Source organism: Neobacillus rhizosphaerae (assembly GCF_937468385.1).
Lineage (GTDB): Bacteria > Bacillota > Bacilli > Bacillales > Cytobacillaceae > Neobacillus > Neobacillus rhizosphaerae.
Window position 1 is genome coordinate 1 of record NZ_CALBWS010000009.1, and the last position, 26925, is coordinate 26925.

24 protein-coding genes and 1 rRNA gene are annotated in these 26925 nt (G+C 39.9%); 16 read left to right on the forward strand and 9 right to left on the reverse strand.

Annotated elements, in window-relative coordinates; genetic code table 11:
- From M5A78_RS09015 to dnaA, 8 genes are all read right to left on the reverse strand, one after another.
- A 16S ribosomal RNA gene (locus M5A78_RS09015) occupies positions 1-69 on the reverse strand; the annotation flags it as partial.
- Positions 70-358: 289 nt separating this feature from the next.
- Positions 359-2887, reverse strand: a complete 2529-nt coding sequence (gene gyrA / locus M5A78_RS09020) for a DNA gyrase subunit A (protein ID WP_248734950.1) — start codon at positions 2885-2887, stop codon at positions 359-361.
- A gap of 126 nt (positions 2888-3013) precedes the next feature.
- Entirely contained in the window at positions 3014-4936 is a 1923-nt protein-coding gene (gene gyrB / locus M5A78_RS09025) for a DNA topoisomerase (ATP-hydrolyzing) subunit B (protein ID WP_248735051.1), read from the reverse strand.
- 187 nt (positions 4937-5123) lie between these two features.
- The gene (remB, locus tag M5A78_RS09030; protein WP_248734951.1) at positions 5124-5351 is read right to left on the reverse strand and encodes an extracellular matrix regulator RemB; all 228 of its coding nucleotides are present in this window, start codon (positions 5349-5351) and stop codon (positions 5124-5126) included.
- 100 nt (positions 5352-5451) lie between these two features.
- The gene (gene recF / locus M5A78_RS09035; protein WP_248734952.1) at positions 5452-6567 is read right to left on the reverse strand and encodes a DNA replication/repair protein RecF; all 1116 of its coding nucleotides are present in this window, start codon (positions 6565-6567) and stop codon (positions 5452-5454) included.
- Between the two features lie 18 nt (positions 6568-6585).
- Complete coding sequence (yaaA, locus tag M5A78_RS09040; RefSeq protein WP_248734953.1) at positions 6586-6801, reverse strand: S4 domain-containing protein YaaA; 216 nt, start codon at positions 6799-6801, stop codon at positions 6586-6588.
- 211 nt (positions 6802-7012) lie between these two features.
- Positions 7013-8149 carry a DNA polymerase III subunit beta gene (dnaN, locus tag M5A78_RS09045; protein ID WP_248734954.1) on the reverse strand — a complete coding sequence of 379 codons (1137 nt, stop codon included), beginning with the start codon at positions 8147-8149 and terminating at the stop codon, positions 7013-7015.
- A gap of 182 nt (positions 8150-8331) precedes the next feature.
- Positions 8332-9678 carry a chromosomal replication initiator protein DnaA gene (gene dnaA / locus M5A78_RS09050; protein WP_248734955.1) on the reverse strand — a complete coding sequence of 449 codons (1347 nt, stop codon included), beginning with the start codon at positions 9676-9678 and terminating at the stop codon, positions 8332-8334.
- 880 nt (positions 9679-10558) lie between these two features.
- Here dnaA and rpmH point away from each other — a divergent pair.
- The 11 genes from rpmH (at position 10559) to M5A78_RS09105 (ending at position 21224) form a co-directional block, all read left to right on the forward strand.
- Complete coding sequence (rpmH, locus tag M5A78_RS09055) at positions 10559-10693, forward strand: 50S ribosomal protein L34 (RefSeq protein ID WP_024031040.1); 135 nt, start codon at positions 10559-10561, stop codon at positions 10691-10693.
- 188 nt (positions 10694-10881) lie between these two features.
- Complete coding sequence (rnpA, locus tag M5A78_RS09060; RefSeq protein WP_248734956.1) at positions 10882-11223, forward strand: ribonuclease P protein component; 342 nt, start codon at positions 10882-10884, stop codon at positions 11221-11223.
- 167 nt (positions 11224-11390) lie between these two features.
- Entirely contained in the window at positions 11391-12164 is a 774-nt protein-coding gene (spoIIIJ, locus tag M5A78_RS09065) for a YidC family membrane integrase SpoIIIJ (protein WP_248734957.1), read from the forward strand.
- Positions 12161-12784, forward strand: a complete 624-nt coding sequence (gene jag, locus M5A78_RS09070; RefSeq protein ID WP_248734958.1) for an RNA-binding cell elongation regulator Jag/EloR — start codon at positions 12161-12163, stop codon at positions 12782-12784. The genes spoIIIJ and jag overlap by 4 nt, the downstream gene beginning before the upstream one ends.
- A gap of 271 nt (positions 12785-13055) precedes the next feature.
- Complete coding sequence (gene mnmE / locus M5A78_RS09075) at positions 13056-14441, forward strand: tRNA uridine-5-carboxymethylaminomethyl(34) synthesis GTPase MnmE (RefSeq protein ID WP_248734959.1); 1386 nt, start codon at positions 13056-13058, stop codon at positions 14439-14441.
- A 335-nt stretch (positions 14442-14776) separates the two neighbouring features.
- Entirely contained in the window at positions 14777-16669 is a 1893-nt protein-coding gene (mnmG, locus tag M5A78_RS09080) for a tRNA uridine-5-carboxymethylaminomethyl(34) synthesis enzyme MnmG (protein WP_248734960.1), read from the forward strand.
- Positions 16670-16750: 81 nt separating this feature from the next.
- Complete coding sequence (rsmG, locus tag M5A78_RS09085) at positions 16751-17467, forward strand: 16S rRNA (guanine(527)-N(7))-methyltransferase RsmG (protein WP_248734961.1); 717 nt, start codon at positions 16751-16753, stop codon at positions 17465-17467.
- A gap of 143 nt (positions 17468-17610) precedes the next feature.
- Complete coding sequence (gene noc / locus M5A78_RS09090; protein ID WP_248734962.1) at positions 17611-18474, forward strand: nucleoid occlusion protein; 864 nt, start codon at positions 17611-17613, stop codon at positions 18472-18474.
- Positions 18475-18745: 271 nt separating this feature from the next.
- A complete protein-coding gene (locus M5A78_RS09095) occupies positions 18746-19507 on the forward strand; it encodes a ParA family protein (protein WP_248734963.1) in 762 nt (253 codons plus the stop codon).
- A complete protein-coding gene (locus M5A78_RS09100) occupies positions 19500-20348 on the forward strand; it encodes a ParB/RepB/Spo0J family partition protein (protein WP_248734964.1) in 849 nt (282 codons plus the stop codon). The genes M5A78_RS09095 and M5A78_RS09100 overlap by 8 nt, the downstream gene beginning before the upstream one ends.
- Before the next feature lie 159 nt (positions 20349-20507).
- Positions 20508-21224, forward strand: a complete 717-nt coding sequence (locus M5A78_RS09105; protein WP_248734965.1) for a DUF554 domain-containing protein — start codon at positions 20508-20510, stop codon at positions 21222-21224.
- A 48-nt stretch (positions 21225-21272) separates the two neighbouring features.
- Here M5A78_RS09105 and yyaC read toward each other — a convergent pair whose 3' ends face one another.
- Positions 21273-21887, reverse strand: a complete 615-nt coding sequence (yyaC, locus tag M5A78_RS09110) for a spore protease YyaC (protein WP_248734966.1) — start codon at positions 21885-21887, stop codon at positions 21273-21275.
- Between the two features lie 153 nt (positions 21888-22040).
- On the opposite strand from yyaC, the gene M5A78_RS09115 reads away from it, so the two are divergent.
- The 5 genes from M5A78_RS09115 (at position 22041) to rpsF (ending at position 26897) form a co-directional block, all read left to right on the forward strand.
- Positions 22041-22913: a mechanosensitive ion channel family protein gene (locus M5A78_RS09115; RefSeq protein ID WP_248734967.1), complete on the forward strand. Its 873-nt coding sequence runs from the start codon at positions 22041-22043 to the stop codon at positions 22911-22913.
- An 18-nt stretch (positions 22914-22931) separates the two neighbouring features.
- Entirely contained in the window at positions 22932-23129 is a 198-nt protein-coding gene (locus M5A78_RS09120) for a DUF951 domain-containing protein (RefSeq protein WP_248734968.1), read from the forward strand.
- Positions 23130-23213: 84 nt separating this feature from the next.
- Positions 23214-25217 carry a molybdopterin-dependent oxidoreductase gene (locus tag M5A78_RS09125; protein ID WP_248734969.1) on the forward strand — a complete coding sequence of 668 codons (2004 nt, stop codon included), beginning with the start codon at positions 23214-23216 and terminating at the stop codon, positions 25215-25217.
- Between the two features lie 125 nt (positions 25218-25342).
- The gene (ychF, locus tag M5A78_RS09130) at positions 25343-26443 is read left to right on the forward strand and encodes a redox-regulated ATPase YchF (protein ID WP_248734970.1); all 1101 of its coding nucleotides are present in this window, start codon (positions 25343-25345) and stop codon (positions 26441-26443) included.
- A 166-nt stretch (positions 26444-26609) separates the two neighbouring features.
- A complete protein-coding gene (rpsF, locus tag M5A78_RS09135; RefSeq protein WP_248734971.1) occupies positions 26610-26897 on the forward strand; it encodes a 30S ribosomal protein S6 in 288 nt (95 codons plus the stop codon).
- The last annotated feature ends 28 nt before the right edge of the window (positions 26898-26925 follow it).

The window sequence follows — 26925 nt, forward strand, 5'->3', positions numbered from 1 at the left end:
TCGCTCGACTTGCATGTATTAGGCACGCCGCCAGCGTTCGTCCTGAGCCAGGATCAAACTCTCCAAGAAAGTTGATTAGCTCATAAAAGTTACGTTGGCTTAGTTTCAATTGAAACTAATAGTTATTGTTTGTTTACACGTCTTTGTTTGTTTAGTTTTCAAAGGACAAAATTCTCTATCGCCCGTAAGCGACTTAATAAATATATCATCTACCCTATTGTAAGTCAACAAGTTTTTTTGTTTTTTACGTTAATTATTTTAGAAACGATTTGCTGACTTAGATGATTATAGCAGCCGACCGCATTTATAACAAGAAGTATTGAAAAAGGAGCACAGATTATGTGCTCCTTCCTACTCATTATTCTTCGCTCTTGGGTGTGCTACCATCTTGATTTTCATCAAGAATGGCTTCATCTTCATCAATGCGATTAATTTCTTGATCTTCTTCTTCTTCCTCTTTTTCAACTTTAGCGACTGTTGCTACAAATTGGTTTTCACTTTCCTTTATACTAATGAGTTTGACACCTTGAGTGTTTCGGCCCATTTTAGAAATACTAGCTACATCAATCCGAATGAGGACACCGCCAGTCGTAATAAGCATGAGATCTTCTTCACCTGTGACAGCTCTCATTGAAACCAGGTCTCCATTTTTCTCTGTTACATGGCAGGTCTTAATACCTTTACCACCACGTCCTTGGATCCGGTATTCTGAGGCAGGTGTACGTTTGCCGTATCCATTTTTGGTTACAATAAGTACATCATTGTTTTCTTCTAATACTTCCATCCCAACAACTTCATCATTACTATCAAGCGTTATCCCTTTTACGCCCGTTGCAGTTCGTCCCATTGATCTTACATCCGTTTCAGGGAAACGAATCAACATTCCATTTTTCGTCCCAATAATCATGTGCTTGCTGCCATCGGTTAGTCGGACGGAGATTAATTCATCCCCCTCGCGTAAACTCAAGGCGATTAGACCATTGTTCCTAATATTAGCAAACGATGTTAACGGTGATCGTTTAGAGATACCTTCTTTTGTGGTAAAGAATAAGGACCAATCATCGACAAATTCTTCGACTGGAATGATTGCGTTCACCCATTCTCCCTTTTCAATGCCGAGAAGGTTAATAATTGGAATCCCTTTTGCTGTCCGGCTAAATTCCGGTATTTCATAGCCTTTTGTGCGATATACCTTACCCTTATTAGTGAAAAATAGAATCGTGTCATGTGTCGAAGTTGTAATGAGTTGCTCGACAAAGTCATCTTCATTTGTCCCCATCCCCTGTATACCACGACCACCGCGTCTTTGGGCACGATAGGTGGAAACCGGAAGACGTTTTATATAACCGTTGTGGGTCAAAGAAATAACAATATTTTCGCGTGGAATTAAGTCTTCGTCCTCGATATTTTCAATTCCACCCGCCACAATTTCAGTGCGGCGCTTATCATTAAAGCGTTCTTTAATTTCAAGCAATTCTTCTCGAATGATTTCAAGAACCTTTTCCTCATCTGCTAAAATAGCTTTTAATTCTGCTATTAGATTCACAAGGTTTTGATATTCCTCTTCAATTTTTTCTCTTTCCAAGCCTGTTAAACGCTGCAAACGCATATCAAGAATTGCCTGTGCCTGCTTTTCAGAAAGATTGAATTGGCTCATTAACCCTGCGCGTGCAATATCCGTTGTTTGTGAACTACGGATAAGCGAAATAACTGCATCTAAATGATCAAGCGCAGTTCGTAAGCCTTCTAAAATATGGGCTCTTGCCTCTGCTTTACGTAACTCAAACTCCGTCCGCCTGCGAATAACCACTTTTTGATGATCTAAATAATGGACTAAACATTGCTTCAGGCTTAACACCTTTGGATGTCCATTTACTAAGGCTAATGTATTGATTCCAAAGCTGGTTTGAAGGGCTGTATGTTTATATAGATTATTTAAGAGGACATTTGCATTCGCATCTTTGCGGACTTCGATGACAATCCGCATCCCTTTGCGATCGGATTCATCTCTTAAATCTGTAATACCTTCAATTTTTTTATCACGAGCTAGTTCTGCAATTTTTTCAACCAATCTTGCTTTATTAACTTGATAGGGAAGCTCTTTAACAATGATAACTTCTTTGCCATTCGATTTTTGTTCAATTTCTACCTTAGCACGAACTGTTATTGACCCTCTGCCTGTTTCGTAAGCCTTACGAATACCGCTTCTGCCTAAGATTATCCCACCGGTTGGGAAGTCAGGTCCAGGGATAATTTCCATTAGCTCTTGTGTTGTCATTTCCGGGTCATGACTGATGGCTAACACTCCATCAATAACCTCTCCAAGCTGGTGTGGCGGGATATTGGTCGCCATACCCACGGCAATTCCAGTTGTTCCGTTAACTAATAGGTTAGGAAAACGGGCTGGTAGGACGACAGGCTCTCTTTCCTCGCCATCATAGTTTGGTTGATAATCAATCGTATCTTTATTAATATCTCTTAATAATTCCATCGAGATTTTTGACATTCTCGATTCTGTATATCGCATTGCAGCTGCTGCGTCTCCGTCAACAGACCCGAAGTTCCCGTGTCCATCTACGAGCATGTAACGATAGTTGAAGTCCTGTGCCATACGAACCATTGTTTCGTAAACAGCAGAATCACCGTGAGGGTGATATTTACCAATAACATCACCGACGATACGGGCAGATTTCTTATAAGGTTTGTCCGCATGGATTCCAAGATCATGCATAGCATATAAAATTCGACGATGAACAGGTTTTAATCCATCACGAACATCTGGAAGGGCACGCGAGACGATAACACTCATGGCATAGTCAAGAAAGGATGATTTCATCTCCTGACTGATATTGATCTCTTTTACTTGAGATTTTGGCGTTTCAGACATATTTGGAACCTCCTGTTTTGGGTGCCGAGAGGTAATGATGGCCACCCTGCAATCTAGGTAAACGAAAAAAGGAGGATAGTGGTTACCCCTCTACCCCTTTTTCCTATTTCTAGCTCTAACGCTTTTCTATATATCTAAATTTTTCACGTATTGTGCATTTGCTTCGATGAAGTTCCGGCGTGGTTCTACTTTTTCACCCATTAACATTTCAAATGTTTCATCTGCTTCAATCGCATCTTCAAGACTAACCTGAAGCATGCTTCTTTTAGCAGGATCCATCGTTGTTTCCCATAATTGTTCAGGATTCATCTCACCTAAACCTTTATAACGTTGGACATTAGGCTTCGGAGTACTTGGCAACTCTGCGAATATCTTATCCAGCTCTTTGTCACCATAAGCATATTCCACCCGTTTACCCTGTTGAACTTTATATAATGGTGGCTGTGCAATAAATATATATCCAGCTTCCAAAAGTTTTCTCATATAACGGTAAAAGAACGTTAAGATAAGTGTTCGAATATGAGCACCATCGACGTCTGCATCCGTCATAATGACGATTTTATGATAACGAGCCTTAGCAATATCGAAATCTTCGCCGATGCCTGTTCCAATTGCTGTGATCATTGCCCTAACTTCATTGTTAGAAAGAATTTTATCAAGACGAGCCTTTTCAACATTAAGGATTTTTCCCTTCAATGGTAAAATTGCTTGGAAATGCCGGTCGCGTCCTTGCTTCGCTGATCCGCCCGCAGAGTCACCCTCAACAATATATATTTCACTTTCAGAAGGATCTTTGGAAGAACAGTCAGCTAATTTTCCAGGTAAACTAGAAACCTCCAATGCACTTTTCCGGCGTGTTAGTTCCCTTGCTTTCTTGGCAGCTAATCTTGCTCTTGCCGCCATTAAGCCTTTATCGACAATTTTTCTTGCTACGGTTGGGTTTTCTAACAAGAACTTTTCAAACGTGCTGGCAAAAACAGTGTCTGTTATCGCTCTGACTTCAGAGTTTCCCAGTTTCGTTTTCGTTTGTCCCTCAAATTGCGGATCAGGGTGCTTGATTGAGACAATTGCTGTGATTCCCTCACGAACATCCTCACCAGATAGATTTGTATCGCTTTCTTTAATCAAACCATTTTTTCTAGCGTAATCATTAATTACCCTTGTCAGCGCCGTTTTAAAACCTGATTCATGTGTTCCGCCTTCATAGGTGTGGATATTGTTCGCAAATGAGTAAATGCTATCTGTATAACCCTCGTTATATTGGAGGGCTACTTCAACACTAATACCATCGCGTTCTCCTTCAAAGTAAATAGGCTCATCATGAATGACTTCCTTCGTGCGGTTTAAATGTTCAACGTATGACTTTATCCCGCCTTCATAGTGATATTCATTCCTTTTATTTTCAACACGCTTATCTTCAATGGTGATCTTTATTCCTCGATTAAGGAAGGCAAGTTCACGAAGACGAGTTGCGAGAATATCATATTCATAAACTAATGTTTCAGTAAAAATTTCACCATCTGGTTTAAAGTGGGTAATCGTCCCCGTCTGGTCGGTAGTTCCAATTGCCTCTAATTCTGAAACGACCACTCCACGTTCAAATTTGATTAAGTAAATTTGACCATCACGGTGAACATAAACCTCAAGCTCGGTGGAGAGGGCATTAACAACTGAAGCACCTACACCATGGAGACCGCCGGAAACCTTGTAACCGCCACCGCCAAATTTACCGCCCGCATGGAGAACAGTCATGATGACTTCTACTGCTGGTCTGCCCATTTTTTCTTGGATTCCAACTGGGATACCACGGCCGTTATCCTTAACCGTAATGCTATTGTCCTCTTCAATAATGACATTAATTTCGTTACAGAAGCCAGCGAGCGCTTCATCAATACTATTATCCACAATTTCCCAAACAAGATGATGGAGACCCTTACTGCTGGTTGATCCGATATACATACCAGGCCTTTTCCGAACAGCTTCCAGTCCTTCTAACACCTGAATTTGATCCGCACCGTATGCTTCTTGTTCGATTGCTTTTTGTTCCATAGTCATGCTTGTTCACCTGCACCTTCTGACAAAAATACATCTATATTTTCGTACTTAATCAAATAGAAAACTCACCGACTGGCTAGCCCCTAAAGGCGAAGACAGAGAGGTAGTTGCCCTTATGACTGAAAGGAAAGTATAACTTTCCTTTCAGTCAATAGTGATCTTATAATTCCTGTATATTTTTTTAGTTTGAGCGTTTTTTTAAGGTTCCAGAAGCAATCGGGGATAAATAAACTTTGTCATATGTAATAATGACCGACTTAAAAGGGTTTTTGGACAAATTGATTACTCTTTCTTTATGGAAATTTAAGAATTCTTCTACCAAGTCCGACTGGTTGGCACTCTCTTTATCCAATATGGAAATAATGTCCTTCGCCCTTATATTAAGATCTTCCCCGATATGAATATACATGCTCCACCTCAATTAACTTTCTACTATCTAGCTTCACCGCCTAGGGACGATAAGGCGCTTATGCTTTTCTTATTGTCTAGCTCCAGCGCCCAACGGGCACTTACGCTTTTCTTATAACGCCGGACTCAACAATATAGGTTGAGGCTTCTTTTAATGTTTGATGGTCAATTCCTTCGACACTTGTTGTCGTCACAAAGGTTTGGACCTTCCCTTGAATTGTATTAAGTAAATGGGATTGCCGAAAGTCGTCTAATTCCGATAAAACATCGTCCAGGAGTAAAATTGGATACTCACCAATTTCATTATTGATTAATTCAATTTCAGCAAGTTTTAGCGATAGGGCCGTTGTTCGCTGCTGGCCTTGGGAACCGAATGTTTGCACGTCTCTACCATTGACAAAAAATAACAAATCGTCACGATGGGGGCCAAACAGGGTTGTGCCACGTTCTATTTCCCTTCCTCTGACTTTTGCAAACTTTTCCTCAAAGCTTGCTATCATCTTCGACAATTCCTGATCTTCTAATACCTCAACAGAGGGCTTATAGGTAATTTCAAGCGATTCTAAACCCCTTGAAATTCCTTGATGAATCGGTTTCGCCCAATTCTGCAGTAACCGGAGAAATTCAAACCTTTTGGTTACAATCTTCACGGCCACTTGAATAAATTGCTCCGTTAGAATTTCCAACATAGTCTGATCCGATTGCTTTTTTATCTGCATCATTTTTAAATAATGATTGCGCTGCTGAAGTATTTTTTGATATTGACTCATATCATGTAAATAAATGGGGGATACTTGCCCGATTTCCATATCGATAAACCGTCTTCGCACCTGCGGGCTGCCTTTTACAATGTTAAGATCTTCAGGTGCAAACATAACCACGTTCATATTTCCGACATATTGACTTAACCGTTGCTGTTCAATATGGTTACATTTTGCCTTTTTTCCCTTTTTGGAGATAACTAATTGCAGTGGCAAAGAGCTGTGCTGTTTTTGAACTCTACCCTCTATTTTAGCATACTCTTGGTCCCAGCGAATAAGTTCTTTATCATTCGAAGTTCGGTGTGACTTCGCCATCGCTAACACATAAATGGATTCCATGACGTTTGTTTTCCCTTGGGCGTTTTCACCTAGGATGACATTTACTTTATTTTCAAATTCGACGAATAACTCTTCGTAATTCCGATAATTTCTTAACGCTAACTTTTCTATATACATGGGAAACGCATCCTTTAGCTACTCGGTAATCACAAACTCCCCAAAGCCAGCAATTTGGACTTTGTCACCTGTACGAAGTTTTCTTCCTCTTCTTTGGTCCTTCTCACCATTGATAAATATTTCATGTTCACTTAAAAACCATTTTGCCATACCGCCCGTTTGAATTACATCAGCCAATTTTAGAAATTGCCCCAATGTAATATATTCCGTATCTAGCTTTATTTTTTCAGGCACAGTCGTCACCCTCATTTCTAAAATGGTCTCAATACTTTATTTTACTAAAAAAACCAGCAGGATACAAAGGAAAGCCGAAAGAAAAATATTATCGCATATATCAAGAAAAACGCTAGCGCTGGATAATTCTCAGAGTCCATTGTTTTAAATTTTTTATATTAGTAAGAAAGCCGCCAATTAAAAACTGGCGGCATATGTGGGAGTTTAAAATTTAGTAGGTTCTCACCGGTAAAATCAACTGCAAAATTGTTTCATCATGAAGTGGGCGGATCACGAATGGACGCATTGCCCCCGTAAAACTAACCTTGATATCTGTACCTTCAAGTGCTTTTAGGGCATCCATCATGTATTTCGCACTAAAGGAAATCTTTAATTCTTCGCCATCAATGGACTGGCTTTGAATCTCTTCGATTACCTTTCCAACTTCAGGAGTATTCGAGGAAATTTCGATGGTTCGGTCCTCAATGGTTGAAAACTTAACAACATTGTTTCTTCCTTCACGAGCAAGCAGGGATGCACGATCGATAGCTTGCAAGAATTCCTTCGTATTGACAATAACCTCTGTTTTACTTTCAGATGGAATTAATCTGGATGTATCAGGATAATTACCTTCTAACAATCTTGAGAAAAATAATAAATGCTTCGCTTTAAATAAAATTTGATTTTCGGTAATGACAATATCAATTAGTTCATTGGAGTCATCAATGATTTTACTTAATTCATTCAAGCTTTTACCAGGAATGACAACATTATAGTTTGCATTATTTTCTGTTTCGATTTTGGACTTCCTTAGTGCGAGACGATGGCTATCTGTTGCAATACAGTTTAGTTCACCATTTTCAATCTTCCAGTTGACACCTGTCAAGATGGGCCGTGTTTCAGAGGTGGACACAGCAAAATGGGTTTGTCTAATCATTGCTTTTAATAGATCGGTTGCAATATGAAATTTATTATTTTCCTCAATTTGCGGAAGGTGAGGATATTCCTCTGCGTCAAGTCCGTTTAGATTAAATTCGGATTTACCAGAACGGATAACCGTTTGAAGTGACCCTAATACTTCAATTTCTACTGAATCGGTTGGAAGTTTTTTTACTATCTCACTAAAGAACTTTGCTTGGAGTACGATGGCACCAGATTGTTTGATTTCAACAATTTCATCTCCTCCTTCTTCTTTAGGAATAAAGGATTCAATCGAGATATCAGAATCACTTCCAGTTAAGGTAACTCCCTCTGCAGTTGCTGTAATTTTAATTCCCGTTAAGATTGGAATCGTTGTTCTTGACGTGACAGCCTTCATAACATCTTGAACACTCTGTACCAAGCGGTCGCGTTGGATTATAAATTTCATTTTTTATCCTCCGTTAAGCATATTTTTAAAAGCAGTTAATATAATATTATTTATTAAAAAAAATAGTAGAAGTACTAGTAGGGCCTGTTAGTATGTGGATAACTGCTATTTTTAATAGAAACACAGCCTATCCACATGTGGACAGACTGTGTGTAAATCATAAGCAGTTATTCACAATATGATTAAATTTTCAACAGTTCGTTTAGTTCCTTCATTTGCTTTTGCAGCTGCGAATCGGTTTGCAGCAGCTTTGAAATTTTTTCATGGGCATGAATCACCGTCGTATGATCCCGTCCACCAAACTCTTCTCCTATTTTAGGTAAAGAGTAATCTGTTAATTCACGTGATAAATACATTGCTATCTGCCTTGGAAAGGCGACAGATTTTGTCCGCTTTTTTGCCTTGAAATCCTCAAGTTTAATACTATAGTGTTCGCCCACAGTCCGTTGAATTTCAAGAATCGTAATCACCTTTGGCTTGGAGCTTGGAATAATATCCTTTAATGCCTCTGCAGCTAAATCGGCATTGATGTCTTTATTGATTAATGAAGAATAGGCGACAACACGGATGAGCGCTCCTTCAAGTTCACGAATATTTGAATCAATTTGGTTGGCAATATAAAGCATTACTTCATTAGGAATATCTAAGCCTTCTGCCCTTGCCTTTTTTCGCAGAATGGCAATTCTTGTTTCCAAATCTGGAGGCGTAATATCGGTAATTAATCCCCATTCAAACCGTGAGCGCAGGCGGTCTTCCAATGTTGGAATTTCTCTTGGCGGCCGGTCGCTAGAAATAATAATTTGTTTGCTTTCCTCATGTAAAGCATTAAATGTATGGAAAAATTCCTCTTGTGTTGATTCTTTTCCAGCTAAAAACTGAATATCATCAATTAGCAGGATATCCACGTTTCGATATTTATTGCGGAAATTCTCCGCTTTGTTGTCACGAATCGAGTTAATGAACTCATTGGTGAATTTTTCCGACGATAAATAAACCACTTTTGCAGCAGGATTATGGTCTAAGACATAATGACCAATCGCATGCATTAAGTGTGTCTTTCCTAATCCTACTCCACCGTAAATAAAGAGGGGATTGTATGCTTTTGCTGGCGCTTCTGCTACCGCAAGTGAGGCTGCATGGGCAAATCGGTTGCCAGAGCCAATAACAAACGTATCAAATGTATACTTTGGATTTAATATGTTTGGCGGAAAATCAGCATGATCATCATCTTTTTTTGCCTTTCTTGGGGGCGTTGGTAGGTCAAGATTTTCCTCTTTTTGATTTTGCGGAATGATAAATTTTACTGAAAGTTCTTCTCCGGTTATTTCGTAGAGAATTCCAGAGATTAACTGAGAATAACGCTCTTCCAGCCAATCACGTGCAAATTCATTTGGCGCCGTGATGACAAGCAGATCGCCTTGAAGGGAATGAGCTTTTGTCGACTTGAGCCAAGTATCAAAACTAGGCTTGCTTATCTTTTTTTCAATATTAGCCAACGCTGCATTCCAAAGATCCGCAATATTTTCCAACTAATGTCCCTCCTTCTTTCATAATTAGTTTTGTCGATAGGAGAAAGGATAACTTTCCTATCTGACATAAGCGCAACTACGCCTCATGAACCGCCAAACGGTTTGCCCGGCGAGTTTTCTTTATTTAAATGGCATTTTGTAGTATTTACTGTCTAACTCCAAAAGTTTTTAATCATTTACGGAGTATTCTCTTCGCAACCGGGTAACCATTGTAACTAAAGTTCCGTGAAAATGGCTGTCAAACAACAGAATCCAGCCTATTACTTTATTAATATACGAAACAGTGGTTGTGGAAAACATATATAAGGAAATAATGTGGAGTTTCGACAATATCCACCCCTTGTGGACAAGTTTTTACAGAGTAACAGGATAACATGTCCACATGTTATCCACAATTTGTGGATAACATTTATTCGGGATAAAGTTATTAAGAGTGAAAACACAAATATAATATCAAATAATAACAAGACGCGCAATGATTTTTCGAAGTTTATCCACAACTGTAACATTGTGTGCATGAAAATTGTCCACAAGCTTTTCTTTTGTGAAAAACCTGTCAATATCCTGTGTGGATAATGCAAAACATGTCGATTTTTTATCCACAGGATAAAAAAGTGGAAATTTCCTTTGTACGAAGTCACTAGAAGCTGGCGCTCGAATAGGACATTTTTCAAAGTCCAAAGAAAAAATAATTTCCGTCTGTAGATCCGATTTTTTATTTAGGTTTAGATTGTCTAAAAATGAGCTAATACATGTTCAAAAAAAATTGGAAATGTAAAACAATATTTTGTGAGTGGTTGACAATATTATGCTCTCATCTTTATAATAGTTAAGACTGTCATTTACATTCGATAGCTATTCCTCAGGGAGGTGTCATATAATGAAAAGAACATATCAACCAAATAGTCGTAAACATAGTAAGGTTCACGGTTTCCGCAGTCGTATGAGTTCAGCAAATGGACGTAAGGTTCTTGCTCGTCGTCGTCAAAAGGGAAGAAAAGTATTATCAGCTTAGACCACTGAAACGTCTCAGTGGTCTTTTTTCTAATCATAGGGGGTAACTAAGCAGTTAACCCTCTTTTTTAGGAAAGTGAAGTCCTTTTCGGCCATGAAATTTTTACAACTTAAGATAATGAATACAACTAACGGTTATAGTAGAAATGGAATCATTACATGGAGCCAACCAGGACTGAAGGTGTTTATATGAAGAAAGAGTTCCGAATAAAAAGAAATAAAGACTTTCAAGCAGCCTTTCAGAAGGGCTATTCGTTTGCCAATCGGCAATTTGTTGTTTATTCATTAAAAAAAGAGGGGCAGGACTTTTTTCGTATCGGACTGTCTGTCAGTAAGAAGATTGGAAATGCTGTAACAAGGAATAGAATCAAAAGGTATGTTAGACAAGCTATTTTTGAGTTGAACGATCAATTAGCTTCTGGGAATGATTATGTGATTATTGCGAGGAAGCCCACTGCTGAAATGGACTTTTTTGAGGTGAAAAAGAGTTTAACTCATGTCTTAAAGGTCGGAAAGGTCTTAAAAAAATAGCAGTAAGCGTAAATGTTTACGATTTAATCAAAATATAGCTGTGGAATGAAGACAATTCATTTAGAAAAATGATAAAATACCAATGAAATATTTGGAAAGAAAATCTTTACATAATGAGTGTGATTCATGAAATTTCCAATATATAGACTATAAGGAGGAAAAGTTGGTTGAAAAGACGAATATTACTTTTGTTCGGGATGCTTTCTGTATTCCTATTTTTAACAGGATGCAGTGAGATTAAGCAGCCGATTAATGCACAAAGTACGGGTTTTTGGAATGAATACATTGTTTATCCATTGTCCTGGTTAATTAAAGAGGTTGCTCATTTGCTTGGCGGAAGCTTTGGATTATCGATTATCGTTGTTACGGTTTTAATCCGATTAGTTCTTTTGCCGCTAATGATCAAGCAGACAAAAAGCTCCAAGGCAATGCAGGCTCTGCAGCCGGAAATGAAAGCACTTAAAGAAAAATACAGCTCAAAAGATCAAAAGACACAACAAAAGCTGCAGCAGGAAACGATGGCACTCTTTTCAAAGCATGGTGTCAATCCAATGGCTGGCTGTTTCCCATTAATCGTTCAAATGCCTATTTTAATTGGTTTTTATCATGCAATCTCACGGACAAGGGAAATCGCACAAGATAGCTTCTTATGGTTCGATTTAGGGACAAAAGATCCATTGTATATTTTGCCGATTATTGCAGGTATTACTACCTTTATCCAGCAAAAAATGATGATGGCCGGACAGGAACAAAATCCGCAAATGGCGATGATGGTATGGATGATGCCGATAATGATTTGTTTTTTTGCATTTAACTTCCCAGCAGCCCTTTCATTGTACTGGGTTGTGGGAAATATTTTCATGATTTTGCAAACCTATTTTATAAAAGGACCGGATCTTAGGGCGCAAGCTACCGGTAATGTGGGAGGAGCAAAGAAGTGAAACAGGTAACTGCTACAGGACAAACTGTCGAAGAAGCAGTAGAATCAGCTTTAGCTCAATTACAGACAACGAAAGACCGCACAGATGTAGATATAATTGATGAAGGAAAAAAAGGCATTTTTGGTATTTTTGGTTCACGTCCAGCTGTTGTAAAGGTAACAGTCATTCTTGATCCGCTTGAGGAAGCAAAGAAGTTTCTAACTCAAGTAAGTGAACAAATGGGGGCACCAGCGGATATAGAAATTAAACGCGATGGTAAACAGGTGTACTTTGTGATGACTGGGGAAAAGATTGCTCTTTTAATTGGCAAACGAGGTCAAACACTTAATTCGCTGCAGTATTTGACCCAATTAGTCATTAATCGCTTTTCGAATCAATATTTAACTGTTATCCTGGACGCTGAGGATTACCGAAATAGAAGAAGTGAAACGCTTATTCAATTAGCACATCGCCTGGCCCAAAAGGCTGTTAAGTCAGGAAAAGATGTCACCCTAGAACCGATGCCTTCCTATGAGCGTAAAGTAATTCATACCGCTTTATCCGAAGATAAGCGTATAAAGACATTTTCAGATGGATCAGAACCACATCGGTTTATTGTGATTGCACCAGTGAAAAGGTAAATTGAATAACAAAGACATCCTTCCTTTTGGGAGGGTGTTTTTGTTTACCCAGTTACCAAATTTGCTTTCAAAATATTTACCTGTTTATAACTTTGTTCGGTTTTCTTGTTTTATTGTTATTCACATGTGGATAAGTTAAAATAATACATGGATATTATTAAGTTGTGGATAATTTGCTTGGTTGAAACAGAAAAAGATGTGGTATTCTAGTATTTTGGTGAAACAGTCATTTTTAATATATAGATGGATTTTTTTATGTGAGGTGAATTAGATGGAGTTTGATACAATTGCGGCGATATCGACGCCAATGGGGGAGGGTGCCATTGCTATTGTTCGTTTAAGTGGAGAGGATGCTATTCCAATAGCAGACAAGCTCTTTAAAAGCATTGGCGGTAAAAAGCTCACGAAAATGGCGTCGCATACGATTCATTATGGGCATCTAATTGATACAAAAACCGGCCAAGTGGTCGAAGAGGTAATGGTTTCTATCATGAAGGGACCGAAAACCTTTACGAAAGAGGATGTAGTCGAAATTAATTGTCACGGTGGAATCGTGTCAGTGAATAGAGTACTGCAACATGTCTTAAAAAATGGTGCTAGATTGGCTGAACCCGGTGAATTTACGAAACGGGCTTTTTTAAATGGACGAATTGATTTATCTCAGGCAGAAGCGGTAATGGACTTAATTAGAGCAAAAACGGACAGGGCCATGAATATGGCACTTGGGCAAATGGAAGGAAGATTATCGAAGCTAATCCGCAGATTACGCCAAGAAATCTTGGAGATCCTTGCCCATGTCGAAGTAAATATCGATTATCCGGAATATGATGATGTCGAGGAAATGACCCATAAAATGCTCAATGAAAAAGCCCATTTCGTCCGAGATGAAATAAATAAGCTTTTGCAAACATCACAGCAGGGGAAAATACTACGAGAAGGTTTGTCTACCGTAATTGTTGGGCGCCCAAATGTCGGGAAATCGTCGTTATTAAATAGCCTTGTACAGGAAAATAAGGCTATTGTTACTGATATTCCAGGGACAACCCGTGATGTCATTGAAGAGTATGTGAATGTCCGCGGTGTGCCGCTTAGACTTTTGGATACGGCCGGAATCAGGGAAACAGAGGATATCGTCGAACGGATTGGCGTCGAGCGTTCTCGTCAGGTCTTAAAAGAAGCTGATTTAATTTTGCTTGTATTGAATTACTCAGACATGCTGACCGTCGAAGATGAAAATTTATTTGAGGTTGTTCGAGGAATGGATACAATCGTAATTGTTAATAAAACAGACCTGCCGCGGCAAATTGATATGGAGCGGGTAAAGCTATTGGCAAAGGATCATAAAATTGTCACAACTTCATTATTAGAAGATCAAGGTGTGGATGAACTGGAGGAAGCAATTGCTGCATTATTTTTTGCCGGTTCGCTTGAAGCGGGCGATATGACCTACGTATCCAACAGCCGCCATATTGCTTTGCTACATCAAAGCTTGCAGGTCATCGAGGAAGCAATTGAAGGGGTCGAAATAGGTACTCCAATTGATATTGTGCAAATTGATTTAACGAGAACATGGGAATTGCTTGGCGAAATCATTGGTGACAGCGTTCATGAAAGTCTCATTGACCAGCTATTTTCACAGTTTTGTTTGGGGAAATAAGAAAAGCGCAAGCGCCCTGTTCAGCGACGTAAGGGCTGGACTGAACCGACTGAGATAAAGGAAACACGGTGAACGGAAGTGAACCGATGTTGACTTATCGTAGGGAGGTGAAGGAAGCACTCTAGTCGCTAGGGCGCTTGCGCTGGACAATAAGAAAAGCGCAAGCGCCCTGTTCAGCGACGTAAGGGCTGGACAAATCTCAAATTCAAATTTTTATTCTTTCTTATCTTTTAAAAAAAACTCATGAGCGTTTGGTTTATAAACGCCATGACGGATAGTAAATATTTATATTGAGGAAGCAGCGTTTCTGTTTTTTACAGAAAAGGAGGATCAACATGCAACAATACGAAGCAGGGAGCTATGACGTCATTGTCATCGGTGCCGGCCATGCAGGCTGTGAGGCGGGCCTTGCGGCGGCACGGCTCGGCGCAAAAACATTAATGATCACGATAAATCTAGATATGGTTGCCTTTATGCCATGTAACCCCTCTGTCGGCGGACCGGCGAAAGGCATCGTTGTTCGTGAAATTGATGCCCTTGGCGGTGAGATGGCGAAAAATATTGATAAAACCTATATCCAAATGCGGATGCTGAACACTGGTAAAGGTCCGGCAGTCAGGGCATTACGGGCACAGGCCGATAAATTTGCTTATCAGCATGAAATGAAAAAAACATTGGAAGAAGAAGCTAATTTAACCCTAATCCAAGGCATGGCTGAGCAATTGATTGTCGAGGATGGGATTTGTCGGGGGGTTATAACCAAGACAGGTGCTGCTTACCGTTCAAAAACAGTCATTATCACCACCGGTACCTTTTTACGTGGAGAAATCATCCTTGGTGAATTGAAATATTCAAGCGGTCCTAACAATCAGCAGCCATCCATTAAGCTTTCAGAGCATTTAGAAGAACTTGGTTTTGAATTGGTGCGATTTAAAACAGGAACCCCACCACGGGTCAATGGGAATACGATTGATTACAGCAAAACGGAAATTCAGCCAGGCGATGAAGTTCCAAGAGCTTTTTCTTATGAAACGACTAAGTATATTACCGACCAGCTTCCGTGCTGGTTAACCTATACAAATGAACGGACACATCAGTTAATTGATTTGAATCTGCACCGATCACCTATGTATTCCGGCATGATCAAAGGAACAGGACCACGATATTGTCCATCCATTGAAGATAAAGTCGTGCGCTTTAATGACAAGCCGCGTCATCAGATTTTCCTCGAACCTGAAGGAAGAAATACAAAAGAAGTATATGTGCAGGGATTATCAACGAGCTTACCTGAGGATGTCCAGCAGCAATTAATCAAAACGGTCCCTGGGCTCGAAAATGCCCAAATGATGCGAGCTGGTTATGCAATCGAGTATGACGCAGTGGTTCCAACTCAACTATGGCCGACTCTTGAAACAAAGGTGGTAAAAAACCTATATACAGCAGGGCAAATTAATGGTACTTCCGGATATGAAGAGGCAGCAGGTCAGGGATTAATGGCCGGAATAAATGGTGGTTTAAATGCCTTAGGACGTGAGCAATTAGTGTTAAGCCGCTCTGATGCCTATATTGGCGTTTTAATAGATGATTTGATTACAAAAGGGACAAATGAGCCCTATCGATTATTAACTTCAAGAGCAGAATATCGACTTTTATTGCGTCATGATAATGCCGATCTCCGGTTAACAGAAGTAGGACATGAAATTGGCCTAATCCGTGATGACCGTTACGAGGCATTTTTAGCGAAAAAGTCAGCAATTGAAGCAGAAAGACAAAGATTATCTTCTGTGATTTTAAAACCTTCTCCAGATGTTCAAGAACTGATTCGCAGCATTGGCGGCAGTGAACTTAAGGATGGAATCCGTGCCTCCGATTTGTTAAAAAGGCCGGAGATGACCTATGAATTGCTTGAAACTCTTACGAAGTCTGAGACTCTTTTGGACGATGAAATAAAGGAACAAATAGAAATACAAATTAAATATCAGGGCTATATTGAAAAATCGCTGCAGCAGGTCGAGCGCTTAAAGAAGATGGAAGATAAGAAAATCCCTGAGAATATCGATTATGATGCCATTTCAGGAATAGCAACGGAAGCTAAGCAAAAGTTAAAACAAATCAAACCGTTATCGCTTGCCCAAGCATCGAGAATCTCTGGGGTAAACCCAGCGGACATTTCCATTCTACTTGTCTACTTGGAACATGGACGGGTGGCGAGAATTTCAAATGAATAATAAGAAAAGCGGAAGTACCCGTTTTGCGGTATTACTCTAGCCGCTGGGCGCTGTAGCTTGACAATAAGCGAGGATTAATGAATGAATATCGAACAATTTCAATCCAGTCTACAAGAAAAGGGAATTATCCTGACTGAAAAGCAGCTTGACCAGTTTGAACAGTATTATGTGACATTGGTTGAGTGGAATGAAAAAATGAATTTAACAGCCATAACTGAAAAAGCAGATGTATATTTAAAGCATTTTTATGATTCGATTACAGCAGCATTTTATTATGATTTTACCAAGCCCTTTCATCTATGTGATGTCGGGGCTGGTGCCGGGTTCCCGAGCATTCCTTTAAAAATTGTCTTTCCACAGCTTGAAGTGACGATTGTGGATTCACTTAATAAGCGGATTTCGTTTTTAAACCATCTTGCTGACGTATTAAAATTAGAAAATGTCCATTTTGTTCATGACCGGGCTGAAACCTTCGGGGTGAACCAACATTATCGGGAGAGCTTTGATGTCGTAACGGCACGAGCCGTGGCAAGAATGTCGGTGTTAACGGAACTTTGCCTACCGCTTTCAAAAGTGGGCGGACATTTTATTGCCATGAAAGCAGCTCATGCCAAGGATGAATTAGAGATGGGTCAAAAGGCAATTTCTACTCTTGGCGGCAAAGTGGAAGAAGTGTTCACCTTTACATTGCCGCTAGAAGGCAGTGAACGAACAATCTTACTTATAAAAAAGGAAAAACAAACGCCTAAGAAATACCCTAGGAAGCCAGGGACACCTGGAAAGGCACCAATCGAATAGGCTAAACATTAATGCACGTTATTGAGAATTAACTCATTTTGTAAAACTAACAATTTTAATATAAAAATGGTATCCTTAGCAGGAAGATTATCATTGCATAGAGAATATGTAATAGGGAGTTTCGTAAAGGTGGTGTTGGGGGATTGAAGAGTTCGTTTACACGCTTTTTTGGCCTCGGCGAAAAGGGAGAACAAGAGGTTGAGCTTGAGAAAGAGCTGGAGATAGAACGAAACGAGGAAATAAAAAAAATACCTATTAACCAAATTATTCCGAACCGTTTCCAGCCGCGGACGGTATTTGATGAAGACAAAATTGAAGAATTATCACGGACAATCCACATACATGGCATCATCCAACCGATTGTTGTCAGGGAATTTGCGGTCGATAAATATGAAATCATCGCGGGGGAGCGTCGTTGGCGTGCGATGAAAAAACTTGGCTGGGCCGAAGCTCCAGCCATTATTAAAAATTTATCCGATACCGAAACCGCATCTGTTGCCCTTATTGAGAATTTACAACGGGAAGAGCTATCTCCGATTGAAGAAGCTCACGCATATGGAAAACTGCTGGAACTGCACAATTTGACTCAGGAGGCTTTAGCGCAGCGACTAGGTAAAGGGCAGTCAACCGTCGCCAATAAGCTGAGGCTACTTAAATTACCGCAGCAGATTCAAGAGGCATTATTAAATAAAATTATTACCGAGCGCCATGCCCGGGCACTAATTCCGCTAAAAAATCCGGAAAAACAAGTGACGCTTTTAGCAGAAGTCATCGAAAGAAATTTGAATGTCAAGCAGACAGAAGAACGGGTCGTCAGGCTGCTTGAACAAAAAAATGAAAAACCAAAGCCGAAAAGAAAGGCGTTTAGTAAAGATATGAGAATCGCGGTAAATACCATTCGTCAATCGTTAACAATGGTCACGGACAGCGGGATTAATCTTGACGCTGAAGAACAAGAATTTGACGAATTTTACCAATTTACTATTCGGATTCCAAAGAAAAAATAAAATATATATACAAATATAGCCATGGGATCAAACAACTTTTTGTTTGGTCCCTATTTTTTTATCTCCTCCCATCCATCCCTTTGGAAAAAAGCGGCCAAATGAATCAAGGGAATATTTTTAGAAAAAAAACAACAACCATTTCATTTCATGATAAAATAAGGGAATGGAATTTTACTTTCCGCAATTTTTGGTGGATAATTGATATTATTAACGCCACTTTTGATAGAATTTGAGAATAATATTTTTAAAGAATTAAAGGGTAGGTGACAACGTGGGCAAAATCATTGCAATTGCGAATCAAAAAGGCGGAGTCGGCAAAACAACTACCTCTGTCAACCTAGGCGCTTGCTTAGCATATATAGGGAACCGGGTCTTGTTAGTAGATACAGATCCACAGGGCAATGCAACAAGCGGGATTGGCATTGAAAAAGCAGAAGTAGATCAGTGCATATATGATGTTTTAGTAGACGATGTGGAAGCCAAGAATGTAATTAAACCAACCTCTGTTGAGAATTTATATGCCATTCCGGCCACTATTCAGTTAGCAGGAGCTGAAATTGAATTGGTTCCCACTATTTCAAGAGAGGTTCGCCTAAAACGTGCTCTTGAAGAAGTCAAAGATCAATTTGATTATATTATTATTGACTGTCCGCCATCACTGGGGTTATTGACCATTAATGCATTGACGGCTTCTGATGCGGTGTTAATTCCTGTTCAATGTGAATATTATGCGCTTGAAGGCTTAAGTCAATTATTAAATACGGTTAGGCTGGTACAAAAGCATTTAAATCAGGACTTGAAAATTGAAGGCGTTTTATTAACCATGCTTGATGCGAGAACAAATCTTGGCATCCAAGTTATTGAGGAAGTAAAGAAATACTTCCAAGATAAAGTTTATAAAACCATTATTCCAAGAAATGTGCGTCTAAGTGAAGCTCCAAGCCATGGGGAACCAATCATTTCTTATGATTCCAAATCCCGCGGGGCTGAGGTGTATTTAGATTTAGCAAAGGAAGTGGTCGCCAATGGCTAAAGGTTTAGGAAAGGGCCTTAATGCATTTTTTACAGATGTAGGGAAGGAAGAAACTGTCCAAGAAATCAAGCTTAAGGATCTGCGACCTAACCCCTATCAGCCTCGAAAAACCTTTCAACAGGAAGCCATCGACGAACTAAAGGATTCAATTTTAGAACATGGAATCTTACAGCCTCTTGTTGTTAGAAAAAGTATAAAAGGCTATGAGATTGTTGTTGGAGAACGACGATTTCGTGCTGCCAAGGAGGCCAAGCTTGAAAAGGTACCGGCGGTAGTCCGTGAGCTTACCGAGCAGCAAATGATGGAATTAGCCGTCCTTGAAAACCTGCAAAGGGAAGATTTAAATCCGATTGAAGAGGGACTAGCTTATCAAACGTTAATGGAGAAGTTGAAGCTCACACAGGAAGAGGTAGCGAAGCGTCTAGGCAAAAGCCGGCCACATGTAGCCAACCACATCAGGCTGCTTTCCCTCTCTCCAAAAATCCAGGAATTGATTTCAACGGGAAAAATATCGATGGGCCATGGCCGTGCTTTATTGGGTCTTAGGCAAAAGGCAAAGCTGCCAGCTTTAGTAGAAAAGATTGTTAATGAAACGCTAAATGTCCGGCAGTTAGAGAAACTGATTCAGCAACTGAATGAAAATGTTTCACGTGAAACAAAAAAACCGGAAAAGAAAAAGGATGTATTTTTGCAGGAGCGGGAGCACTCCCTCCGTGAACGGTTTGGTACAACAGTGAATATTAAACAAAACAAAAACAAAGGGAAAATTGAAATTGAATTTTTCTCACAGGATGATCTAGAGCGAATACTAGAAATACTTGATCATGAGGATTCTTTATAAAGTGAAACTTAAATTAGTGGGAGTCTTACTGCCTGTTAATACGGGATAAACCATCGTGGGGATGGTTTATTTTTTTTAGATATTTCTTTTCAATAAAAATGAAACATGATAGTTTAATACTATTACTATTTCGAGAGGCGAAAAACAGGTGAAATCACGATGTTTTTATTAGGAACACTTGTAAATGGACTGTTAATTATTGTCGGCACATTGATTGGGAAAATGCTAAACCGCATCCCTGAAGGTATGAAAGTGACGGTCATGTATGCGATTGGCTTGTCCGTGATGGTATTGGGGCTGCAGATGGGCTTAAAAAGCGAAAATTTCTTGATTGTGATCATTAGCCTCGTAGTCGGAGCGGTTGCTGGGGAATTATTAAAATTAGAGGATAAGTTAAATGACTTGGGCCAATGGCTGGAGAATAAGGTTGGTTCAAATGGAAATGGAAGCATCTCGGAAGGGTTTGTGACCGCTACGTTAATCTTTGTAATCGGTGCAATGGCCATAATCGGTGCCCTTGACAGCGGCATCCGCGGCGATCATGACGTGTTGTACACAAAATCATTAATCGACGGCTTTACAGCGTTAATCTTAACCACTACTCTTGGAATCGGGGTCATTTTTTCCGCCATTCCTGTCGTTCTTTATGAGGGGTTAATCGCCTTATTCGCCACCCAAATTGATCAGTTTGTTCCTCAAGCTTTAATGGATCAGTTTATGGTTGAGATGACGGCAACTGGGGGGATTATGATTTTGGCAATAGGCTTAAATCTATCTGGAATAGCAAAAATTAAGGTAGCAAACCTCCTTCCAAGTATAGTTGTAACGGGAATTATTGTAACAATTATCTATTGGTATCCAATTATATTCCAATAAATGGAAACAAAAAGAGCAAGTGGCATTATCAACAACCCTTGCTCTTTTTTAGTTTGTCTTCTCTTCTTCTAACCATTTTAAGTCGTTCCAGCGTTGCTTTGGATAGAGCAGGCTTGCTTTGTAAATTCCGCCTGCTATCGTCTTCGCCATTTTCATGACAAGGTTTAAGCGGGTGTTTTGCAAAACGAAAAACTCCATAAATCCGCTAACATTGACGATGCCAGTGATATGTATATCTCCTACCGCAGGAAGCTCCTTATTTACTCCTGCTCCTGGCTTGACGGGGCCATTCCCCACTTGGATGATACCGATATTTTTAATTCGCCCTAAGCAGGCATCAATGCCAACAATATAGGGATTAACATGTTTTGTATTGATTTCTGCGACTTTTTCTGCAAGATTAACAGCATGTATCGGTTCATCTAAAGTCCCATACACATAAAATGATTTCATGTCTTTCTCTTCTAAAAGGGTCCCAACAAGTGGTCCTAATGAATCCCCTGTAGAGCGGTCTGTCCCAATACAAACAAACACAATTGGCCGACTTGTCACTTTGGGGATATTTGAAAGCAGTTCTACTGCAAGGTCTTCAGCTGCTTGCTCATCATCATGAATGATGCGAGTCCCCTCCCACCTGTCAAAAAAATGCGTTTTTAGATTCATCAAGTCCACTCCTCAAATCTATGTTTTACTAGTATACGGAAAATTAAGGAAATCTATACATAAAGTGTTTGGAAAATGAAAAATTCATAATGCTTCAATGAAGACGAAAAAATTGCTAAAATAGATTTGTTGTTAAAAGAGGAAGGTGTTAATATGATTCTCACATCAAGTGGAATTCAAAAAGAATTTGATAAACTTCAAAACGAAGATACATGGCTGAACCTTGGTGAAGGCGTGCTAAAAATTGTTGCCATTTTAGTTATTGCAAATATAATCGTCCGCATTGGTAAAGTGGCAATCCACAACATTTTCAAGATTAGAAATATGTCACCCCTTAATACTACAGAACGCCGGGAAGATACACTCTCAAAGCTGCTGGATAGTGTTCTTAGCTATGTAGTTTATTTTATTGCGCTTATGATGGTTCTTTCTGTCTTAGGGATCGATGTGAAGGCATTGATTGCCGGTGCTGGAGTTGTCGGATTAGCAGTAGGATTTGGTGCACAGAGCCTTGTCAAAGATATTATTTCCGGTTTCTTTATTATTTTTGAAGATCAATTTTCCGTCGGTGACCATATTCGCATAGGACTATTTGAAGGAAACGTCGAAACTATAGGGTTAAGAACGACAAAAATTAAAAGCTGGACAGGAGAAGTTCATATTTTACCGAATGGCAGCATCACCCAGGTAACCAATTTTTCGTTAAATAATAGTATTGCGATTGTTGACATTGCCATCTCCTATGGAGAGGATATTGAAAAGGCAGAAAAGGTGATTGAAGAAGCACTTAAAACAATGCCAAGTCACTATGAAGAGTTAACGAAAGCCCCTGAACTGTTAGGGATTCAAACGATGGGGCCAACCGAGATTGTTTTACGGGTTATTGCTGAAACATTACCAATGAAGCAGTCGGGGGTTTCCCGAGCGATTCGGAAGGATATCAAGCTGTTATTAGATGAGAATGGAATTAAAGCTCCAAATCCAAGACTTGTTATGTACCCAAGCGGATCTGAACAATCAAAATAGAAATGAGGGTGGTAAGCTATGGAGGAAAAAGAATTTGCCCTAAATGATGTCGTGGAAATGAAGAAACAGCATCCTTGTGGGACGAATCGTTGGAAAGTCATCCGCATGGGGATGGACGTTCGGATTAAATGCGAAGGCTGCGGACATAGCGTTCTGATTCCAAGGAAAGAGTTTTCCCGAAAGATGAAGAAAATTTTAGTGAAGCACGAGGGATAATCTTCTGCTTCTTTTTTTTTTGATACTATATTATTCTTATAAGAAAAGTAGATATAGAACTATTGTGTAAAGAGGGTGGAGATTTTGGCTGAAGTACGAAAGGCGGCTTGTCCGTTAAATTGCTGGGATAGCTGCGGCTTTAATGTAACAGTAGAAAATAACAAGGTTACGAAGGTTGAAGGGGATCCCACTCATCCAATCACCCAAGGGAAAATTTGCGGACGAGGCCGGATGCTTGAGACAAGGACTAACTCCTCAGAACGGCTTTTGTCCCCCTTAAAAAAGATAAACGGCAGCTTCGAACCAATATCTTGGGAGCAGGCACTTGCTGAAATTGCAGCTAAATTATCGGAAATTAAACAACAGTACGGTACCACGGCTGTATTACACAGTCATGATTATGCTAATAACGGGATATTGAAAAATCTAGACCAGCGCTTTTTTAATTGCTTCGGCGGTGTAACAGAGCTTTATGGCTCTCTGTGCTGGGGGGCGGGAATTGAAGCACAAAAATGGGATTTTGGTAATGCTTGCAGCCATGAACCTGATGACATCTACAACAGTAAGAACATCATTATTTGGGGACGAAATGTGGCCCGGACAAACATGCATTTTTATGAAAAGCTATTGGAAGCAAAAAAGCGTGGGGCAAAACTATTTGTCATTGATCCGATATTTAATGCAACGGCCAAAATTGCCGATCAATATATTTCGATTAAACCTGGCATGGACGGTCTTTTGGCTGCTGGGATCATTAAGGAAATGCTTCGGCTTGGTCTGGAGGATCGTGGGTTTATTGAACAATATACACATGGATTTAATGATTTAGGACAACTACTGGATAGTATTTCAAGTGAAAAAATTAGTGAAATGACCGAAGTACCCTGTGATGTAATAACAAAATTAGCCTCTGTTTACGCTGATAAACCAACTGCGACCTATATGGGCTTAGGCTTACAGCGTTATAAAAATGGCGGTAATACGATTCGGTTTATTGATGCCCTTGTAGCGATTAGCGGGAATATCGGCATTGCCGGAGGAGGCGCAAATTATGCCAATCTGCAGGTTGGTCAAAGTTTTGCCCTCGAGGAGTTAACGCTTCCGGGTCGCAGGAACAATCATCGACAATTCTCGATGATGAAACAAGCGGAAGAGATTCTAAATGCTACCAGCCCGGGAATACAGATGATTATCGTGACTTGCGGCAATCCGCTGACACAAGTTCCTGATTCAAAGATGGTTGAAAAGGCATTCTCGTCAGTTTCAACCCTGGTAGTTATCGAACAGTACATGACGGACACGGCACAACTTGCCGATTATATTTTGCCAACAACAACAGCTTTTGAGGAAGAGGATCTTTATTATTCCTCGATGTACCATCATTATGTCAATTTTGGTCCTAAACTGGTCTCTCCTCCCGGTGAGGCGAAACCGGATTTATGGATTTGGACACAGCTAGCGCAAAGGCTTGGTTTTGGTGCTGATTTTCATTTTTCAAGAGCTGAATGGCTTAAGATGACGCTTAAATCATTGGAAGAAAAGGGCTTGACGCTTGAAAAATTAAAAGAAAAACATACCTTGGAATTACCCGTTGACAAAATTCCCTGGCAGGATCGTCAGTTCCAAACATTATCGGGTAAATTTGAATTTACTTCATTCCTAGGTCAGCAAAAGGGTGATAACGGCTTGTTAACATTAGCAGTCCCTGATGAATCCAAATGGAAAAATCCTGAGCTGGCGGAAAAATATCCATATAGTCTGCTAACGATTCACCCGTTACGTTCTAATCACTCGCAGAATTATCATCTGTTAGCCAATGAACCACGCCTTAAAGTGGAGGTCGCGCAAAATATTGCTGATAAGCTCAACTTGCAAAAGGACGATTATGTCAGGGTATGGAATGATCGTGGTGAAGTAAAGGGCTATCTCTCCATTTTACCGGCTGCCCATCCAAATACAATTAATATTGATGAGGGAATATGGCGCCGGTTTGGCGGGTCGGTAAATAACCTGACGTCGAGCCGGGAATCTGATAATGGCCTAGGAAGTACGTTATATGATTGTCTTGTAAATCTTGAAAAGTTCTAATAACTGTCGCCTTAGGGCGGCAGTTGTCTTTTTTCTAACAAATGCCTATAATTGTGAAAGGCTTGTCTATTTATTTTGGAGATAATTTTAAAAATAGATATATTTTTATCGAGGAGTGAACGTAAATGGCTTTAACAGCTGGTATTGTAGGTTTGCCGAACGTTGGTAAATCTACGTTATTTAATGCAATAACCCAAGCAGGGGCTGAATCAGCAAATTATCCTTTCTGTACCATTGATCCGAATGTAGGGATAGTCGAGGTACCGGATTACCGCCTACAAAAATTAACCGAGCTCGTGCAGCCGAAGAAAACAGTTCCAACGGCATTTGAATTTACCGATATTGCCGGGATTGTTAAAGGGGCAAGTAAAGGTGAAGGGTTGGGAAACAAGTTCCTTTCTCATATCCGCCAAGTCGATGCCATTTGCCAAGTAGTCCGTTGCTTTGCAGATGAAAACATTACCCATGTATCCGGGAAAGTGGACCCAATCGATGATATTGAAACCATCAACCTAGAATTAATCCTTGCTGATATGGAATCGGTTGAAAAGCGAATTGGACGTGTTGAAAAATTAGCAAAGCAAAAGGATAAGGATGCTGCAGCTGAATTTGAAATTCTTGCGATGCTGCGTGATGCTTTTGAAGCAGAAAAACCTGCTCGTACAGTTGATTTTACCGAAGAGCAAATGAAATTGGTAAAAGGACTCCACCTTTTAACGATCAAACCTGTCCTATATGTGGCAAACGTTAGTGAAGAAGATGTTGCCAATCCATCAGATAATGAGTATGTTCAAAAAGTTCGTGAATTTGCCAAGGCAGATAATGCGGAAGTAATCGTGATTTGTGCAAAAATTGAAGAAGAAATTGCCGAGCTTGAAGGCGAAGAAAAGCAAATGTTCCTTGAGGAACTTGGTATTGAGGAGTCTGGACTTGATCAACTAATTCGGGCAGCCTACAACCTACTTGGCCTAGCGACCTACTTCACTGCTGGTGTGCAGGAAGTTCGTGCGTGGACATTCAGAAATGGAATGAAGGCTCCTCAATGTGCTGGTATCATTCACTCAGACTTTGAACGCGGCTTTATTCGCGCTGAAACGGTTTCTTTTGCTGATTTACTTGCGGCTGGTAGTCATAATGCGGCGAAAGAAGCAGGGAAAGTTCGTTTAGAAGGTAAAGAATATGAAGTAAAAGACGGAGATGTCATCCATTTCCGATTTAACGTGTAATTTGTTGGAGGCTGACATCTAGTGTCGGCCTCTTTCTCTTTGTTAAAAAGCATTACAGGGAAGACGTTGCTTTTCCGCGTATCCTATGATATAATTTCAACTTGTGAGTAATGAATAATTGCTCCTTGCCCATTCGGGCCGTTTAGACCAAAAGGAGGTGACTGTGATGAATAAGTACGAAATCATGTACATCATCCGCCCAAATATTGAAGATGAAGCGAAAAAGGCTCTTGTAGAGCGTTTTAACACAATTCTTCTTGATAATGGTGCGGAAACTGCTGAAACAAAAGATTGGGGTAAGCGCCGTCTTGCATACGAAATCAACGATTTCCGTGACGGATACTACCAAATCGCTAAAACAACATCTTCAGCTGATGCAGTACAAGAGTTTTCTCGTCTTGCAAAAATCAGCGAAGATATCATTCGCCATATCGTAATTAAAGAAGAAGAATAAGATAGATGTATTTTTGGTAATAAATGTT